Annotated in this window: 13 protein-coding genes; 12 read left to right on the top strand and 1 reads right to left on the bottom strand. The window is 50.1% G+C overall.

The window, feature by feature from the left end:
* Nucleotides 1-59: 59 nt before the first annotated feature.
* Nucleotides 60-1,805: an NFACT family protein gene (locus AB3N00_RS16460; protein WP_413035560.1), complete on the bottom strand. Its 1,746-nt coding sequence runs from the start codon at nucleotides 1,803-1,805 to the stop codon at nucleotides 60-62.
* A 440-nt stretch (nucleotides 1,806-2,245) separates the two neighbouring features.
* Between AB3N00_RS16460 and AB3N00_RS16455 the strand changes: the two genes are divergently transcribed.
* From AB3N00_RS16455 to rsmB, 12 genes are all read left to right on the top strand, one after another.
* Complete coding sequence (locus AB3N00_RS16455) at nucleotides 2,246-5,059, top strand: calcium-translocating P-type ATPase, SERCA-type (RefSeq protein WP_413035559.1); 2,814 nt, start codon at nucleotides 2,246-2,248, stop codon at nucleotides 5,057-5,059.
* Nucleotides 5,060-5,208: 149 nt separating this feature from the next.
* Nucleotides 5,209-6,042: a diaminopimelate epimerase gene (dapF, locus tag AB3N00_RS16450; RefSeq protein ID WP_413035558.1), complete on the top strand. Its 834-nt coding sequence runs from the start codon at nucleotides 5,209-5,211 to the stop codon at nucleotides 6,040-6,042.
* A 139-nt stretch (nucleotides 6,043-6,181) separates the two neighbouring features.
* The gene (locus tag AB3N00_RS16445; RefSeq protein WP_413035557.1) at nucleotides 6,182-8,071 is read left to right on the top strand and encodes a bifunctional homocysteine S-methyltransferase/methylenetetrahydrofolate reductase; all 1,890 of its coding nucleotides are present in this window, start codon (nucleotides 6,182-6,184) and stop codon (nucleotides 8,069-8,071) included.
* 19 nt (nucleotides 8,072-8,090) lie between these two features.
* Nucleotides 8,091-8,990, top strand: coding sequence for a YicC/YloC family endoribonuclease (locus tag AB3N00_RS16440; protein ID WP_413035556.1), 900 nt, complete (start codon nucleotides 8,091-8,093; stop codon nucleotides 8,988-8,990).
* A gap of 51 nt (nucleotides 8,991-9,041) precedes the next feature.
* On the top strand, nucleotides 9,042-9,302 hold the full coding sequence (gene remA, locus AB3N00_RS16435) for an extracellular matrix/biofilm regulator RemA (protein WP_006209218.1): 261 nt from the start codon (nucleotides 9,042-9,044) through the stop codon (nucleotides 9,300-9,302).
* A gap of 14 nt (nucleotides 9,303-9,316) precedes the next feature.
* On the top strand, nucleotides 9,317-9,889 hold the full coding sequence (gene gmk / locus AB3N00_RS16430; protein WP_090901057.1) for a guanylate kinase: 573 nt from the start codon (nucleotides 9,317-9,319) through the stop codon (nucleotides 9,887-9,889).
* A gap of 157 nt (nucleotides 9,890-10,046) precedes the next feature.
* Complete coding sequence (gene rpoZ, locus AB3N00_RS16425; RefSeq protein ID WP_095290265.1) at nucleotides 10,047-10,262, top strand: DNA-directed RNA polymerase subunit omega; 216 nt, start codon at nucleotides 10,047-10,049, stop codon at nucleotides 10,260-10,262.
* Nucleotides 10,263-10,382: 120 nt separating this feature from the next.
* Entirely contained in the window at nucleotides 10,383-11,618 is a 1,236-nt protein-coding gene (gene coaBC / locus AB3N00_RS16420) for a bifunctional phosphopantothenoylcysteine decarboxylase/phosphopantothenate--cysteine ligase CoaBC (protein ID WP_413035555.1), read from the top strand.
* Nucleotides 11,619-11,620: 2 nt separating this feature from the next.
* A complete protein-coding gene (gene priA, locus AB3N00_RS16415; RefSeq protein WP_413035554.1) occupies nucleotides 11,621-14,170 on the top strand; it encodes a primosomal protein N' in 2,550 nt (849 codons plus the stop codon).
* 167 nt (nucleotides 14,171-14,337) lie between these two features.
* Nucleotides 14,338-14,826: a peptide deformylase gene (def, locus tag AB3N00_RS16410; protein WP_095290270.1), complete on the top strand. Its 489-nt coding sequence runs from the start codon at nucleotides 14,338-14,340 to the stop codon at nucleotides 14,824-14,826.
* Nucleotides 14,827-14,832: 6 nt separating this feature from the next.
* The gene (fmt, locus tag AB3N00_RS16405; RefSeq protein WP_413035553.1) at nucleotides 14,833-15,792 is read left to right on the top strand and encodes a methionyl-tRNA formyltransferase; all 960 of its coding nucleotides are present in this window, start codon (nucleotides 14,833-14,835) and stop codon (nucleotides 15,790-15,792) included.
* Nucleotides 15,789-17,288: a 16S rRNA (cytosine(967)-C(5))-methyltransferase RsmB gene (gene rsmB / locus AB3N00_RS16400; protein ID WP_413035552.1), complete on the top strand. Its 1,500-nt coding sequence runs from the start codon at nucleotides 15,789-15,791 to the stop codon at nucleotides 17,286-17,288. The genes fmt and rsmB overlap by 4 nt, the downstream gene beginning before the upstream one ends.
* The last annotated feature ends 44 nt before the right edge of the window (nucleotides 17,289-17,332 follow it).

Below are 17,332 nucleotides of genomic sequence, written 5' to 3'. Positions count from 1 at the left end.
ACACGAGATTCTCTGTTCTGGGGCTTTGGTTTTTTTACAATAGGGTATGAAGCACTGCCTTATCCGTTTTTAATGGTGGATGGCAAGCTTTTGACCAGTTCTTCGTTAGGCGTTACAAACAGTGTCTTTTGGTGATCATAGATGACAAAGCCTGGTTTGGCACCGCTTGGTTTGCGTACGTGACGAATAAAGGTATAGTCCACGGGAACACTGCTCGATTCCTTGGCCTGACTGAAGTAGGCTGCGAGCTGTGCAGCTTCCTCCAACGTAGCTTCGCCAAAGTCCGTACTGCGAATGACAACGTGTGAGCCTGGAATGTCTTTGGTGTGCAGCCAGGTATCGTTGGCACTGGCCAGACGGTTAGTGACATACTCATTTTGCAAGTTGTTTTTACCCACCAGAATATCAATGCCTTCTGTAGAAGTAAACTGATGTACCGTTGGACGATCATTTTTCTTTTTCTTCTTGCCTTTTTTGTTCCGGTCGCGAAGGTATCCCTGCTGAACAAGCTCTTCACGGATTTCCTCAATATCGTTCATGGAGGCGATGGACAGCTGCTGCAGCAGGTTGTCCAGATAGACAATCTCGTCCTTGGTTTTGCCCAGTTGTTCGTGAATGACAGCCAGACTGTTCTTATATTTGTTGTACCGCTTGAAGTAACGCTGAGCATTGTCTGATGGGGTAAGCAGGGGATCAAGTGTAATGATAATGGTTGCCTGATCTTCGTCATAGAAGTTTACAAGCTCCACACTTTTATCCCCTTTACTGATCTGATGAAGAGAAGCAAATAACAGCTCGCCCCATAATCTGTATTTTTCCGCATCGTCGGCTTCCAGCAGATCCTTGTTCAGATTGTCGAGTTTTTTGACGTTTTTGCTTCGTTCATTTTGCAGAAACCGCAGCAGATCACTCACTTTCTGCTTCACCGTATCCCGTTCGGCCTTATCTCCGTAATAATCCTCCATGCATTTGCTCATCGTATCATAGGTTTTTTCCGCCTCTTGAATGCCCTGAAGATGAACAGCAGAGAAAATCATTTTTCCTTTGGCATTCAGCCCGGTTACAGGCGTGTAGCTGTTTTCTTTTACAGGTCCCATCACAGACTCAAATGCATTCCACAATGCGCTCGCCTCGGGCTGAGCATCTCCATGATTAGTAGCGGATGCACGAGCAGTAAGCTCTCCTGCAATCAGTGGGCTTAGTCCGCTAAATGAATTGACAAGCCAGCGGGAAGCTTCATCTTCCGTTTCGGTATAACCCTTGACAAAATCAGCATGGTTCACCTCAAGCGGGTTGGTTTTGTGCTGTTCCGGTGGGGCTGTGTAGGAAAAACCAGGCATGATGACCCGATAGCTGCTGATTGAAGGGGTTACATGATGTATGCCGTCCAGAATCGTTCCAGTGACTGGGTCCAGCAGCACGATATTACTGTGACGACCCATCAGCTCAATGATGATTCGTTTCACGGACACATCACCGAGCTCGTCGCGCTGGCGAACGTCAATGTGAATGATCCGCTCCATGCCGATCTGACGGATCTCTTCTATAATGGCTCCCTCACAGTGCTTGCGCAGGAGCATACAGAACATCGGTGCTTCTGTAGGGTTTAAAAATGTTTTCTCCGTAAAGTGCACACGGGGATACGTCGGACTGGCCGATATGAGCAATTTGCTGTTCCCGCGTTGGGCACGAAGGGTCAAAACGACATCATGACCATTGGGCTGATGAATTTTGCTGATGCGGCCGCCTTTGCAGCCCTGCAATTCGTGTACGATGGCTCGTGTAACAATGCCGTCCAATGCCATATTTTTCAACTTCCTCTCTATCTATAACTGAAACGCACAACTGGAATATGTAAAAAATAGAACCGGTTGCAGTTCGTTGTCACTTGCTCTTGCATACAGCAATTTGCATCATTCGATTTCACTCGCTCCCGAGTACAGTATATAGACGAACAAAACCATTTCGATCTACATGTTGGAGTTTGGAGGTCGCTTTTTGGATTTATGCAAAATGCTCAATAAGTTAACTCGGCTTCCGCTGCGTTATGACCGCAGACCTTTATTTTAGCCTATTCTGTCCATCAGGGAAAGGATTCACCATCCGGGTGCTAATCGGGGTCCTGTCCGAATACATATAGAGCAGGTAGTTTGTCCGGCGTAACATGCAGCTGCCGTTAGCAAGCCGGCGCAGATGTATGAACGTCTTTTACAGGAAATATAGACTGGGAGGGGAACCTTGAAGCATGGAACAGACCAAGTGGCATCAACTAAGCGTAGAGGAGCTTCGCAGCAAGCTTGACGTCAATCTTGAGGAAGGGTTGACGGATGAAGCTGTCGCACAGAAAAGGAAAGCAGCGGGTTCAAATGAGCTGAGTGAAGGGAAACGCATATCTCCCATTACACTACTGCTAAATCAATTTAAGGATTTTATGGTACTTGTCTTGATGGGGGCAACACTGGTATCCGGATTGCTCGGAGAATATTTGGATGCCGTAACCATCGTTGCCATCATCGTACTTAATGCGATTCTGGGCTTTGTGCAAGAATTCCGGGCTGAGCGTTCCCTGCGCGCATTGAAGCAGCTGTCTGCTCCGCTTGCCAAAGTGCTTCGGGCCGGTCAGGAAGTGCAGCTTGCTGCCAAACAGCTGGTCCCTGGCGATATCATCCTTGTGGAGAGTGGAGACCGCATTCCGGCGGATGTACGTTGGCTGGAGACGAACAGTCTGGATGTGGAAGAATCCGCACTCACCGGGGAATCGGTCCCTGTAAGCAAGCATTGCAATATCATTAAGGATGATGCCGTGCCGCTCGGAGACCAGAAAAATATTGGATTTATGGGTACCATGGTCACCCGCGGGACAGCCAGAGGTGTTGTCATTCGGACTGGCATGGACACCGAGATGGGCAAAATTGCCGATCTGATCCAAAATACCGAAGAACAGGAAACACCGTTACAGCATCGCCTGGAGCAACTTGGCAAAATACTCATTTTTGTTGCGCTGGGACTTACCGTAATGGTGGTTGTGGCTGGTATTTTGCATGGACAACCGGCTGTGGGGATGTTCCTTGCTGGCGTGAGTCTGGCGGTAGCTGCCATACCTGAAGGTTTACCGGCCATCGTGACGATTGCACTCGCGCTGGGTGTACAGCGGATGATCAAGCGCAAAGCCATTGTACGCAAGCTGCCTTCTGTCGAGACACTTGGTTGTGCTTCAGTTATATGTTCGGACAAGACAGGCACGTTAACCCAGAACAAGATGACGGTCACCGATGTATGGCTGGAAGGGCGAAGTATCAAGGTTACCGGGGACGGTTACGCTCCGGAAGGACAGATGCTGGAGGACGGCCGCACGGTGGAGCTGAAGAGTGACCAGACGCTGCGAAGACTGCTTCAGATCAGTGCACTATGTAATAACGCCAGTATTGTGGAGAGCTTTTCGGAGGAACGCAGTAAGAAGAAGGGGAAGGATAGCAAGAAGGAAATCGTCAAGGAAGACGGCGTGGTATGGGAACTGAAAGGTGATCCAACCGAAGGAGCACTCGTCACCCTCGCTTCCAAAATGGGCCTTACCCCTGCCGGACTCAAAGAGTTATATGCACGTCAACAGGAATTCCCGTTTGATTCGGACCGCAAACGGATGTCTGTCCTCATCCAGCATCAGGGAGGCCGTATGATCTATACGAAAGGTGCCCCCGATGTGTTGATCGGACAGTGCAGTTATATTCTATGGGAAGGCAAAGTTGTGCCTTTCACCGGAACGTTGAGACAGAAAGTGATGGCTGCAAACGAGAAGATGGCCGGGGCAGCCCTGCGGGTTCTTGGAATGGCTTATCGTGAGGTGCGTCCTGATGAAAAGGTGGACGACGAACATGCTGCCGAGAACCAGCTTGTATTCGTAGGGCTCGCGGGCATGATTGATCCACCGCGTCGTGAAGTCAGAGATGCGATTGCTACCTGTCGCAGAGCAGGCATTCGGACCGTCATGATTACGGGTGACCACGGAACCACGGCTGAGGCCATTGCCCAGCAGTTGGGTATTCTTCCGCGAGGTGGAGGCTCGTTAAGCGGACAGCAACTGGCAGGACTGACGGACGACGAACTGGATAAACAGGTAGAGGGCATCTACGTCTTCTCCCGGGTGTCGCCTGAGCACAAGCTCCGGATTGTAAAATCACTGCAGCGCAAAGGCCATGTTGTAGCGATGACAGGGGACGGTGTCAACGACGCGCCAGCGATCAAAGCGGCTGATATCGGTATCGCGATGGGCATCACGGGTACGGATGTGACGAAAGAGGCATCCGCGTTAATTCTCAGTGACGATAATTTCTCTACTATTGTAGCGGCCATTGAGGAAGGACGTAATATTTACGAGAACATTCGCAAGTTTATCCGATATTTGCTTGCTTCGAACGTGGGCGAGATATTAACGATGTTCTTTGCAATGATGATGGGGCTACCGCTGCCGCTCGTGCCGATTCAGATTCTGTGGGTGAATCTCGTGACAGATGGCTTGCCTGCGATGGCGCTCGGTGTGGATCAGCCGGAAAAAGATCTGATGGAGCACAAACCAAGAGGTGCCAAGGAAAATATTTTTGCCCGGAGACTGGGTTGGAAAATCATCAGCCGAGGTGTGTTAATTGGCTTGTGTACACTGGGTGCGTTCTGGCTTACGCTTCAAGCAGCTCCGGATCAACCGGGTCAGCTCATCAAGGCACAGTCCGTGGCTTTTGCGACACTCGTCCTGGCTCAGCTTATTCATGTATTTGACTGCCGCAGCTCTCGCTCCATCTTCCACCGAAATCCGCTTCAGAACAAATATCTGGTTCTCGCGGTCATTTCATCTGTGGTACTCATGCTGGTCGTTATGTATGTGGAGCCGCTGCAGCCGATCTTCAAGACGGTACCGCTTGGCTTGCGTGAATGGGCAATTTCCATTGTTGCCGCAGGGATCCCAACGTTCCTGATGGGAGCAGGCAGTGTCTGGGGAGGCCGTCGTAACCGCCGCCGGATGGGTCCTGGAAGGTTCGTACCGAAAAGTACAAAGTTTTCAGCATAAAATCAATAGCTTTTCCTTATTGTTTTCGATATGCTATCCTCAAAATGATTCGAGGCGAGAGCCTTCGGCATTTTGCAGGATAGCTTTTTTCTGTAAAAGGGTAAGTATAACGCTTTGGCAGCAGACTGCCAAAAGGAGTGGGCAAGGATATGGAATTTACAAAGATGCACGGACTTGGCAACGATTTTATCGTTGTATTTGGAGAAAAACAGCTTCCGGCTGATGCAGCAGAGCTGGCTGTGAAATGGTGCAACCGTTTCTTCGGCATTGGCGCGGATGGACTCGTTTATATACTGCCTTCCGAAAAGGCGGATTTTCAGATGCGTATTATGAACTCCGACGGCTCGGAAGCGGAACAATGCGGAAATGCCATTCGCTGTGTAGCCAAGTATGTCTATGATCATGGTCATGTGACATCGGAGCAAATTACGATTGAAACGATTGGTGCGGGTGTACAGCCGGTAACCCTCAATGTTCTTGATGGGAAGGTGGCAAGCGTTCGAGTGGATATGGGCGAGCCTATTTTGGACGGGCTTCAGGTTCCCACAACCGTGGATGCCAATCCTGTCGTAGATCATTCCATTGAAGCGAACGGACAGGAGTTCAAATTTACAGCGGTATCGATGGGTAACCCTCACGCCGTCATTTACGTGAATGATGCGGTGAATTTCGATCTTGCGACTTGGGGGCCGCTGCTGGAAGTTCATCCGATGTTCCCGAAAAAGATCAACGTTGAGTTTGCCACTGTTCGCGATCGCGGATTCGTGGATATGCGCGTATGGGAACGCGGGGCTGGGCCAACACTGGCCTGTGGCACCGGTGCCTGTGCAACACTCGTATCCTCTGTTCTGAACGGACACACGGATCGTACAGCAGTGATTAGCCTCAAAGGCGGAGACCTGCACATTGAGTGGAACGAAGCTGACAATCATGTGTATATGACCGGACCAGCCGAAGTTGTTTTCAAGGGATACACTTCATAAGATGACAGTTTAAGCCAAGAGGCCTTCGGGCCTCTTTTTTTGACTTAATTTCATGGGAATGCTGTGTTTTTCTACGTTATTGATCGGTTTTTGTGTTACATTAGTATGAAATGATCACAGCTAGGCGGGGGGAAAAGGGATGAAGGCGGATTTGCGGAGTGTCTTGCAGGAACGAGTTCTCATTGGGGATGGGGCGATGGGAACATATCTGTACCAAATGGGTTTCCCGGTAGGAATTTCATATGAAGAATTAAACCTCGTTTCACCTGAAGTGGTGGCAGACGTACATCGTCGTTATTTGGAAGCAGGTACTGAAATATTTGAGACCAATACGTACTCTGCCAACTTTGATAAATTGTCCAAGTTCGGACTGGAGTCGAAGGTAGCTGACGTCAACCGTGCAGGTGTACGCATTGCCAAGGATGTTGCGGGTGCGAACGGTTACGTTCTGGGTGCTGTGGGCTCCATTCGCGGAGGCAAGCGGACCAACGTATCAACAAGTGAACTTAAACGCTTCTATGAACAACAAATTTTTGCCCTGCTTGATGAAGGGGTAGATGGCATTTTGCTTGAAACCTTCTATGACATCGAGGAGATGGATATCGCCCTGCTGCAGGCTCGCAAGCTGAGTGATCTGCCAGTGATTGGACAGTTCGCAGTTGAGGATATAGGACATACACTGGACGGATACACGATGCCGGAAGCTTTCCGGATCATGCGTGAGCAGGGTGCAGACGTAATCGGTTTTAACTGCCGTTCCGGTCCAAACGGAATTATGCGTGCCATGGAAACCGTATCCGGACGAATCGGAGTTCCGATGTCTGTTTACCCGAATGCGGGGGCGGCAGACTATGTCGATGGCCAGTTCCGTTACGGTGCCACACCGGAGTATTTCGGTCAGACCGCAGTACAATTCGCTGATCTGGGTGCCCGTATTATCGGTGGGTGCTGCGGTACCACACCTGATCATATTGCAGCAATTGCGCAGGCTCTTACTGAATACGCACCAACACCAATTGCCCTGCCTGACCCTGCAGAAGCGAAACCGCGTATCGTCCTGCATGAAAATGTGGATGAGCGTTCCGGCCGCGGCGGCCAGCCGACGATTGTGGATCTGGTAAAGCAGCGCCACACGGTTATCGTTGAACTTGATCCGCCCCGTGACCTTGATATTGCCAAATTTATGAAGGGGGCCGAAACGCTAAAAGCAGCTGGTGCGGATGCATTGACGCTGGCTGACAACTCTTTGGCGGTTACCCGCATGAGTAATATGGCTCTTGGTCATCTCGTTCAGGATCGTACAGGCTTGCGTCCGCTTGTACATATTGCCTGCCGCGACCGAAATCTGATTGGGACCCAGTCACACATGATGGGTTTTGACGCTTTGGGCATCAACCATGTGCTTGCCGTTACAGGTGATCCGGCACGTTTTGGTGATCTGCCCGGATCCAGTTCCGTATACGATCTGACTTCTTTTGAAATTATACGTATGATCAAGCAATTGAACGACGGTGTTGCTTTCTCCGGAAAACCGCTCAAGCAGAAGGCCGGTTTTGTGATCGGTGCAGCATTTAACCCGAATGTGAAACATCTGGACAAGGCAGTACAGCGCCTAGAGAAAAAGATTGCCTCCGGAGCCGATTACATTATGACGCAGCCTGTCTATGATCCGCAGTTAATCGTGGCGATGCATGAAGCGACCAAACATCTGGAAGTTCCCATTTTTGTTGGCGTAATGCCACTGGCAAGTGGACGGAATGCAGAGTATTTGCATAACGAAGTTCCAGGAATTCAGCTGTCGGATGAAGTGCGTTCCCGCATGGCGGGTCTCGAAGGGGAAGAAGGCCGCGCCATGGGAGTGAAGATTGCCAAAGAGCTGCTGGATGTGGCAACCGCCCACTTTAAGGGGATCTATTTAATGACTCCGTTTATGTTCTATGGCATGACTGCCGAACTGACCCAATATGTATGGGAGAAGTCCGAGCACCAATGTCCTACTTGTTTCAACCCTAATAATCAATTACAATAGTGTAACGGATGTGATGCCGATGTCATTCAGTATGACCGGATACGGTCAATCCGCCTTTCAATTTGGAGGCTATAAGGTACAATTGGAGATCAAATCAGTCAACCATCGTTACTGTGAAGTCATGATGCGCATGCCCAAGGAGTGGACATGTTATGAAGACGGATTGAGGAAAATGGTACAGAGCCGGCTGAAGCGCGGGCGGATTGATGTTTATGTAATGAAAGAAAAAGATGAAGACCAGGCTCTTCCCGCCGTGCTCAATGAGCAGGCAGTCAGGGCCTATCTGCAGGCGGCAGAGCAGCTGGAATCTCGCTTTGGGATGCAGGGCAAACCTAGCATTATGGATATGCTTGCGTTGCCGGATGTCATGGTTCATTCCGATGGGATGAGTTCCATTCCTGAGGAAGACAAGGACGAATGGGAGCGTGTGTTGCAACAGAGCTTGGAAGAAGCCCTGTCCAGTTTGGAGCAAATGCGAGCACGCGAGGGTCTTCATCTGGCCAGTGATCTGGAACGGCGGCTGAGTCGTCTGGAGTCACTGCATGCCGAGATGCTTGCTCTTGCACCTACGGTGGTAACGGATTACCGCAACAAGTTAAGACAAAGGCTTACGGAAATGCAGGAGGAAGGCTCTTTCCCTTTTGACGAGCATAAATTGGGTATGGAAATTGCTGTATTTGCCGATCGTTCTAACATAGAGGAGGAGCTTACGCGTCTACTCAGCCACTTCGGACAGAGCAGGGAGCTGCTGAAGAGTGAAGAGCCGGTAGGCCGCAAGTTGGACTTTCTTATTCAAGAGATGAATCGGGAAGTCAATACGATTGGATCAAAAGCCAACCATTTGGCTCTGGTGAACCGTGTTGTCGAGATGAAGGCGGAGCTGGAGAAAATTCGCGAGCAGGCGGCGAATATCGAATGAACGGCCATATTTCGGCAAAAGAGTCGCATGTATAGGGGGAAGAACCTGATTATGGCAATCAAACTCATTAACATTGGATTCGGTAACATCGTGTCGGCGAACCGGATAATTTCCATCGTAAGTCCGGAATCGGCGCCGATCAAGAGAATTATACAAGAGGCAAGAGATCGTCATATGCTGATTGACGCAACGTACGGAAGACGTACTCGCGCCGTAATTATTACGGATAGCGATCATGTCATTCTGTCGGCGGTTCAGCCTGAGACGGTCGCCCATCGTCTTTCTTCGAAAGATGATGACAACGACGAATAAAAATGGAGTGTAATATGTCTAAGGGATTACTGATAGTGTTGTCCGGCCCATCTGGGGTCGGGAAGGGTACAGTATGCAGCGCTTTGCGCAAACGTGTGCCGGAGTTGATTTATTCTGTGTCTGCAACGACTCGTCAGCCTCGTCTTGGTGAGGAGCATGGCGTGAATTATTTCTTCAGAAGTCATGAAGAGTTCCTGAACATGATTGCCGAGGATCAGCTGCTGGAACACGCAGAATATGTAGGTAACTATTACGGAACACCACGTGATTTTGTGGAGAAAACCATTAACGAGGGCCGCGACATCATTCTTGAGATTGAAGTTCAAGGCGCGTTAAAAGTGAAAGAGAAGTTCCCGGAAGGGATCTTTGTATTTCTGCTGCCTCCTTCATTGGACGAGCTTAAAGATCGCATTCAGGGACGTGGTACGGAAAGTCAGGCGACGATTGATCACCGGATGTCCGTAGCAGTGGATGAGATTAGCCTGCTGGAGCAGTACGATTACGCTGTCGTTAATGACGAAATTGATTTGGCGTGCAAACGAATAGAAAGCATTATTATCGCCGAACATTGTAAGATCAATAAATAATTCTTCTTGGCCGTCCCAGAATGCAATAATTCAGGCAACTGCTGTCATATAACTATAGATGGTCAGATGATGCCGGTTCGCATAAACAGGCTGAACAAGTTGCATTCTGTCAGGCGGCAAGTGGAATTATACTAAAGCAAAGAGGTGTTTTGTAAACATGCTGTATCCTTCTATTGATGAAATGATGAACAAAGTTGACAGCAAGTATTCTCTTGTTGTTGCCGCTTCCCGCCGGGCCAGACAGCTTCGTGAAGGCGAGAAAACGGATCTGAGAAATGCGAGATCCCATAAACAGGTTGGCGTTGCACTCGAAGAAATTTATGGTGATCATCTCGTTGTCATCAAAGGACAGGACGAAGAGGAAGAAGAGTAAGCCGCCTGCGGCTGCTCTTCAACTGCATACGGCGGAAGCCGGACTTATTTGACAACCGCGAGGTTGTTATTTTTTTCTCTATTCATCGTTTTAACGTCGTATATATCGGGGGAAATAACCATGTTGAACGGTAAAAAAATCGTACTTGGTGTGACAGGCGGCATAGCCGCATACAAGGCGGCTACATTATGCAGCAGACTGGTGCAAAAAGGGGCAGACGTTCATGTCATTATGACGGACTCTGCTAAACAGTTTATTACCGAATTAACGCTGCAAACGTTGACCCGAAATGTAGTTTATAGCGATACATTTGATGAGCGCGAGCCATCGGTTGTATCCCATATTCATTTGGCCGATATGGCGGATCTGGTCCTTGTTGCCCCGGCGACAGCCAATGTCATTGCCAAAATGGCACACGGTATGGCCGATGATATGCTCTCTACAACACTGCTGGCAACCACTGCACCGGTCATGATTGCACCCGCCATGAATGTTCATATGTATGATCACCCTGCTGTACAGCATAATATGCGTTTGCTCGTCGATCGAGGAACACTGATGATTGAACCGAGTGAAGGACAGCTGGCGTGCGGGTATGTGGGCAAGGGGCGGCTGGAGGAGCCGGAGACGATTGTTGAGGTAGTTGAACGGTTCTTTGAAGACCAGGAATCAGCCAAACAGAGCTTGAATCAACATGCCTCATTGTTAAAGGGCAAGAAAGTGGTTGTGACGGCCGGGGGTACTATTGAGCGCATTGATCCTGTGAGATATATTACCAATGACTCCTCGGGCAAGATGGGATTTGCCATTGCTGCGGCAGCGCGTGATTTGGGAGCAAAGGTTACGCTGGTTATGGGCAGCACACAGGTTCAGCCGCCAACGGACGTAGAAGTGATTCGGGTTCAGTCTGCCCAGGATATGTACGAAGCGGTCTCGAATCATTGGGAGCATGCGGATATCGTGGTTAAGGCAGCGGCAGTTGCTGATTACCGGCCCAAGGAAGTGTACGAGGAGAAAATGAAAAAGAAAGGCGATACGCTATCGCTGGAACTTGTTAAAAATATAGATATTCTTGAAACGCTGGGCAAGCAAAAGCGTCATCAATTTTTGATTGGTTTTGCCGCAGAGACCCATTCGGTAGAAATGTACGCAAGGGAGAAGCTGGAACGGAAAAACTGTGATCTGATCGTAGCCAATGACGTTGCCCGTCCGGGTATAGGATTTGGAGCAGATACCAACGCGGTTCATATTTACGACCGTGAAGGGTTGGTGGAAGAGCTTCAGGTGATGTCTAAGGAAGACATAGCTCACCGGTTGCTTGCGATTGCGGCGGAGCGCATTGCCGGGAGGAATTAAAGATGGAGATCGCCAAGGTTATTGTCGATGTTCCGGTGAAGCAGACGGACCGGCCTTTTGATTATCTGGTGCCGGATACGATGCGTGAATGGATCGAGATTGGCAGTCGGGTTGGCGTGCCTTTTGGACACCGTACCGTGCAGGGGTTTGTAATTGATCTTGTACCGCGCACGGGTACGGAGTCCTTTAAGTTGAAACCGATTCAGGAGCTGTTGGACATCGTTCCGCCCTTGTCAGAAGATCTGGTGCAGCTCGCGGAATGGATGAGTGAACGTTATGCCAGCAACCGCATTTTGTCATTACAGGTTATGGTACCGACTGCACTGAAAGGTAAAGCGGAGCGATATATTTCACTTGGAGATGCAGTGGATGGACAGCATGCTGGAGCACAGTCGGATGAAGAAGTCCTTTTTGTGTGGGGAGAGGAGTCTACATCCGAGAAAGTGCAGCAGGACATTATACGTTTTGTTAAAAGTCGGGGACAGGTTCCCCTACAGCAATTGAGCCGGAAATATCCCAATCATGCAGCATTGATCAAAAAGCTTCTGCTTAGCGGTGTATTGCTGGAAAGCCAGGCAATCAAGGATAAGCTGAACAAAAAGACGATGAAAGCTGTTGATCTGGCGATAGATGCTGCTGCTGCACAAGAAGCCCTTGCATCCTTTCCGGCGAAGGCACAGCGGCAGAAGGAAGTTCTCGCTTTTTTGCTGGAAATGAAAGAGCTGCTGCCGATGCCGATGAAAGAATTGCTGGCTACACTTCAAGTGTCTGCCGCTACAGTCAAAGGACTGGAAGAGAAAGGATTGCTTGTAACGGAGGACGTGGAGGTCTTTCGCGATCCTTACCAGGGCAGAACGTTTCGTGCGACAGAGCCACTTGCTCTTACAGCCGAGCAGCAGAATGTGTATGACAAAATTAATGGCCGATTACAGGAGAGGCGCCATGGCGTCTTTTTGTTACATGGTGTAACAGGAAGCGGTAAGACGGAGGTATATCTGCAGACGATTCAGCAGTGCATTGAGCAGGATCGGCAGGCAATCGTTCTTGTACCGGAGATTGCACTTACACCACAAATGGTGGAGCGGTTTAAAGGGCGATTCGGAGACCAGGTTGCCGTCATGCACAGCCGCCTGTCGGGTGGAGAGCGTTATGATGAATGGCGCAAAATCCGGGAAGGCCAAGTGAAGGTAGCCATTGGAGCGCGTTCCGCTGTCTTTGCCCCATTTGATCGTCTTGGTCTGATTATCATGGATGAGGAGCATGAGACCTCGTACAAACAGGAAGAAACGCCGAAATATCATGCCCGCGACGTAGCTGTAAAAAGAGCGCAGCAGCACCAGGCAGTCGTGGTTTTGGGTTCAGCGACACCATCGCTGGAAAGTTATTATGCCGCACGTTCGCAGAGCAATGATGATTTTGCTCCGCTTCTGCTGGAGATGCCTACCCGGGCGCTCGGCAATAACTTGCCGGATGTACGAATTATTGATATGCGCGAAGAATTGAAGGATGGCAACCGTTCGATGTTCAGCCGGGCTCTGCACAAGGGACTGGAGGAACGTTTGGAGCGTGGAGAACAGACGGTTTTGCTGTTGAACCGCCGGGGCTATTCCACTTTTGTGATGTGCCGCAGCTGTGGTTATGTGGCCGGCTGTCCCGAGTGTGATATTTCACTCACGTATCACCAGCGCTCCAACAATCTTCGGTGCCACTATTGTGGATATGCGGAGGCAGCCCCTGAAGTATGTCCGGAATGCGGCAGTGAACATATCCGCTATTTTGGCACAGGTACGCAGCGAGTGGAGGAAGAACTGGCGAAGTTGTTTCCGGGAATTCGTGTGATTCGCATGGATGTGGACACAACGACGGAGAAAGGTTCGCATGAGAAACTGCTGAAACAGTTTAGGGAGAAAAAGGCAGATGTGCTGCTGGGTACCCAGATGGTTGCCAAAGGACTGGACTTTCCGGATGTAACCCTTGTGGGTGTAATCACGGCAGACTCGGCGTTGAACTTGCCTGATTTCCGGGCTGCCGAGAAGACGTTTCAGCTGCTGACTCAGGTGGCAGGTCGGGCGGGACGTCATCAATTGCCTGGCGAGGTATTTGTTCAATCCTATACGCCGGAGCACTATTCCATCGGACATGCCAGCCGGCATGATTATGTTTCTTTTGTACGTGAGGAATTGCTTCATCGCCGCAATCTGCAGTACCCGCCGTATTGTCGCCTGATTCTGGTGACCTTTTCGCATGAGCAGTTGCCTGTACTGATCCGTCTGGCTGAAAATTACACGCGTTTATTAAAAGAACGTGCAAATGCAGCCGGCTGGCTGGGAAGCCTGGACCGTTTCAGCAACGATGCCTTTGATGTGCTTGGTCCTGTAGCCTCACCCATCCCACGGATCAAGAATAGATACCGATTCCAATGTATGATAAAATGGCGGGGGGATGTAGACGCCATCGGAATCGCTCTGGAGACGGCCCGGCGCATGGACGATGATGTTCAGGCGCAAAAACTGCTCATTAGTCTGGATGTAGACCCGCAAATGTTAATGTAAGCATTCAGCATCATTTTCCGAGGAACACTTGTACATTGAAGTGATGAAAATGATTGCGCAAAATGTGGATGTGAACAAGCGGTATAAACATAGATTAAAAACAAAGCAACAAAAAAACAAAAGAATGATACCCGATATGAGATTTGGGTTAGGAAGGTGCTTACAACATGTCGATTCGTATTATCGTTAAAGAACCGGATGAGGTGCTTCACAAAAGAGCCAAGGAAGTTACAAAAGTAACACCCAATGTACAAAAACTGCTGGATGATATGGCAGATACGATGTATGACGCTGAAGGTGTAGGTCTTGCCGCACCGCAAGTGGGCATCTTAAAACGCCTGATTGTTATTGATGCCGGGGATGAACAAGGTTTGATCAAAATGATTAACCCTGAAATCATCGCGAGTGAAGGTGAACAGTTCGGACCGGAAGGCTGTCTGAGTATTCCTGGGATTAACGGCGACGTTCGTCGTTTCGAAACAGTTACCGTTAAAGGTCTGGATCGTGAAGGCAATGAACTGATTATTACGGGCAGCGGTCTGTTGTCCCGTGCATTCCAGCATGAAATTGATCATCTGGATGGAGTACTCTTTACGGATATCGCTGAAAAGGTGTACGAAATTGCAGCGGATCAGACTGGACCGCGACGTAATTAAGGAGTGATGGATTTGAATATTGTTTTTATGGGAACCCCGGAATTCGCTGTTCCTTCCCTGGATATGCTTATTGCTGAGGGATATAACGTGGTGGGTGTTGTGACCCAACCCGATAAACCGCAGGGCCGCAAAAAAGTGCTCACGCCAACGCCTGTGAAGGCCGCGGCTGAGCGCCACGGATTGCCTGTATTTCAACCGGTAAAGCTGCGTGATCCGGAGTCAGTGGCTAGACTGGCTGAATGGAAGCCGGACCTGATTGTCACGGCTGCATTTGGACAGATTCTGCCGAAGGCTGTGTTGGATATGCCTGTTCGAGGATGTGTGAATGTGCACGGTTCCCTTTTGCCAAAATATCGCGGAGGTGCTCCAATTCAGCGCTCCATCATCAATGGGGAGCCGGTAACAGGCGTTACACTGATGTTCATGGCAGAAGGTTTGGATACCGGAGACATGATCTCACGTGTCGAAGTGCCGATCACCGATGAGGATACTTCTGGCACCATGTTTGTGAAGCTCAGCGATGCAGGCTCCAAACTGCTGCAGGCAGAAATGCCCCGCCTAATTGCGGGGGAGACTACGGCTGTCCCTCAGGACGAAGCCGAGGCTTCGTATGCCCGCAATCTGACCAGAGAAGACGAGAAAATGGACTGGACTCGTTCATCCCGTGAACTCTTTAATCAGATTCGTGGTCTTGTTCCGTTTTCCGGTGCATTTACGATGTGGGACGAGCAGGTGTTCAAAGTATGGGCTGCTGCCAACCCCAATCAGTCAGGTGCTTCAGAAGCTGCAACCAATGGACAGGCTGAGCCTGGCACGGTTCTGCAACTGGGGGCAATGGGGATTGAAGTGCGAACGGGTGACGGTTCACTCTGGCTGACGGAAGTTCAGCCTGCAGGCAAGAAAGCGATGAAAGCTGCTGACTTCGCTCGCGGTGGCACGCTGAAGCCGGGCACGGTGTTACGATGAGCGGGAATACATCTGGACGATCAGCAAATAGCACAAATAAAGGTAACGGCAACCCGAATCGTCGTCCTTATGCAGGGAAGTCGACTGGTTCCAAAAACAATGCGGGGTCCCAATCCTCTGGAGGAGCTCCGCGTACCCAAAGACCTAAAACTTCTCCACGCGCGCTCGCAGTGAAGGTGCTTAGTGCAGTGGAGCAGGATGGGGCATATAGCAACCTGGAACTCAACCGGCGTCTGAAAGAAGCTGAGCTTAGTCCGGCAGATGCAGGTCTGGCTACCGAGTTGGTGTACGGAACAATCGCACGGCTGAACACACTTGATTATTTTCTGGAACGTTTTGTTGCCAAAGGGATAGCCAAACTCCAGCCGTGGGTACGCAGTTTGCTGCGGATCAGCGTCTACCAGATGATATATCTGGATCGCATTCCGGAACATGCTGTTGTAAGTGAAGCCGTCAACCTGGCGAAAAAACTGGGTCACCAGGGAATCTCGGGCATGGTGAATGGCGTGCTGCGCAACATGATCCGCAATCGGGAAGAACTTCGAATTCCGAATGACCTGCCAGCTGCTGAGCGTATTGCACTGGAGCATTCTCACCCGCTGTGGATGGTCCAACGCTGGATCAGCCAATATGGTGAAGAGACAGCAGAAGCAATCTGCAAGGCAAATAATGAACCGCCAGCAGTGAGTGTGCGGGTAAATACGACGATGACCACACGTGACAAACTCATACGCGAGATGGAGAGTACGGGTGCAGTAGTAGAGCCTTCCCGGTTAAGTCCCGACGGTATTCTTGTTCGCAGTGGTGGGAATATGGCACTAACGTCCTGGTACCGGGATGGACTGTTCTCTGTGCAGGACGAAAGTTCCATGCTTGTGGCCGAAGCGGTCGCACCTGAAGAGGGGCAAACCGTGCTGGATTGCTGCGCAGCTCCGGGTGGGAAAACGGCTCATATGGCCGAGAAAATGCAGGACCGTGGGCAAATCATTGCCAATGACGTGCATGCACACAAACGTCAGCTTATCATGGATCAGGCAGATCGATTGGGACTGGGCTGTATCGATGCGGTTACCGGAGATGCACTGGATCTGGATGAACGTTATCCCCATGCTTCGTTTGACCGTATTCTTTTGGATGCACCTTGCTCCGGTCTGGGTGTTATACGCCGTAAGCCGGATGTCAAATGGACCAAATCCCCTGAAGATATTGAAGATATCTCAGGACTGCAGCGTGAATTGTTGGATCGGGTTGCATCGTTATTGAAGCCTGGCGGCGTTCTGGTGTACAGTACTTGTACCATTGAGCCGGCTGAGAACGAACTTATGGTAGCTGACTTTTTGAAGCGGCATCCCGAATACCAAGCGGTGGATTCTGCTTGGGCTGGAACCCAGATGGAAAAGTGGAAGGCAGTGAACGGAGGTGTGCAGATTTTGCCACAGTATGCACACAGTGACGGCTTTTTCATTGCAAGGTTGACACGTGTAGCCGATGAATAAATCCATAGCACGCAAGGATGGCCGCCGAGGGGAACTTCGGCGGA

It is taken from the genome of Paenibacillus xylanilyticus, from assembly GCF_047246825.1.
Lineage (GTDB): Bacteria > Bacillota > Bacilli > Paenibacillales > Paenibacillaceae > Paenibacillus > Paenibacillus xylanilyticus_B.
Note: the sequence above shows the minus strand (reverse complement) of the source record. Positions and strands in the feature narration are given on the sequence as shown.

Coding starts and splice junctions, on each gene's coding strand:
- AB3N00_RS16460 (WP_413035560.1), bottom strand. CDS start 1,805: ATGGCATTGGACGGCATTGTTACACGAGCCATCGTACACGAATTGCAG.
- AB3N00_RS16455 (WP_413035559.1), top strand. CDS start 2,246: ATGGAACAGACCAAGTGGCATCAACTAAGCGTAGAGGAGCTTCGCAGC.
- dapF (WP_413035558.1), top strand. CDS start 5,209: ATGGAATTTACAAAGATGCACGGACTTGGCAACGATTTTATCGTTGTA.
- AB3N00_RS16445 (WP_413035557.1), top strand. CDS start 6,182: ATGAAGGCGGATTTGCGGAGTGTCTTGCAGGAACGAGTTCTCATTGGG.
- AB3N00_RS16440 (WP_413035556.1), top strand. CDS start 8,091: ATGTCATTCAGTATGACCGGATACGGTCAATCCGCCTTTCAATTTGGA.
- remA (WP_006209218.1), top strand. CDS start 9,042: ATGGCAATCAAACTCATTAACATTGGATTCGGTAACATCGTGTCGGCG.
- gmk (WP_090901057.1), top strand. CDS start 9,317: ATGTCTAAGGGATTACTGATAGTGTTGTCCGGCCCATCTGGGGTCGGG.
- rpoZ (WP_095290265.1), top strand. CDS start 10,047: ATGCTGTATCCTTCTATTGATGAAATGATGAACAAAGTTGACAGCAAG.
- coaBC (WP_413035555.1), top strand. CDS start 10,383: ATGTTGAACGGTAAAAAAATCGTACTTGGTGTGACAGGCGGCATAGCC.
- priA (WP_413035554.1), top strand. CDS start 11,621: ATGGAGATCGCCAAGGTTATTGTCGATGTTCCGGTGAAGCAGACGGAC.
- def (WP_095290270.1), top strand. CDS start 14,338: ATGTCGATTCGTATTATCGTTAAAGAACCGGATGAGGTGCTTCACAAA.
- fmt (WP_413035553.1), top strand. CDS start 14,833: ATGGATTTGAATATTGTTTTTATGGGAACCCCGGAATTCGCTGTTCCT.
- rsmB (WP_413035552.1), top strand. CDS start 15,789: ATGAGCGGGAATACATCTGGACGATCAGCAAATAGCACAAATAAAGGT.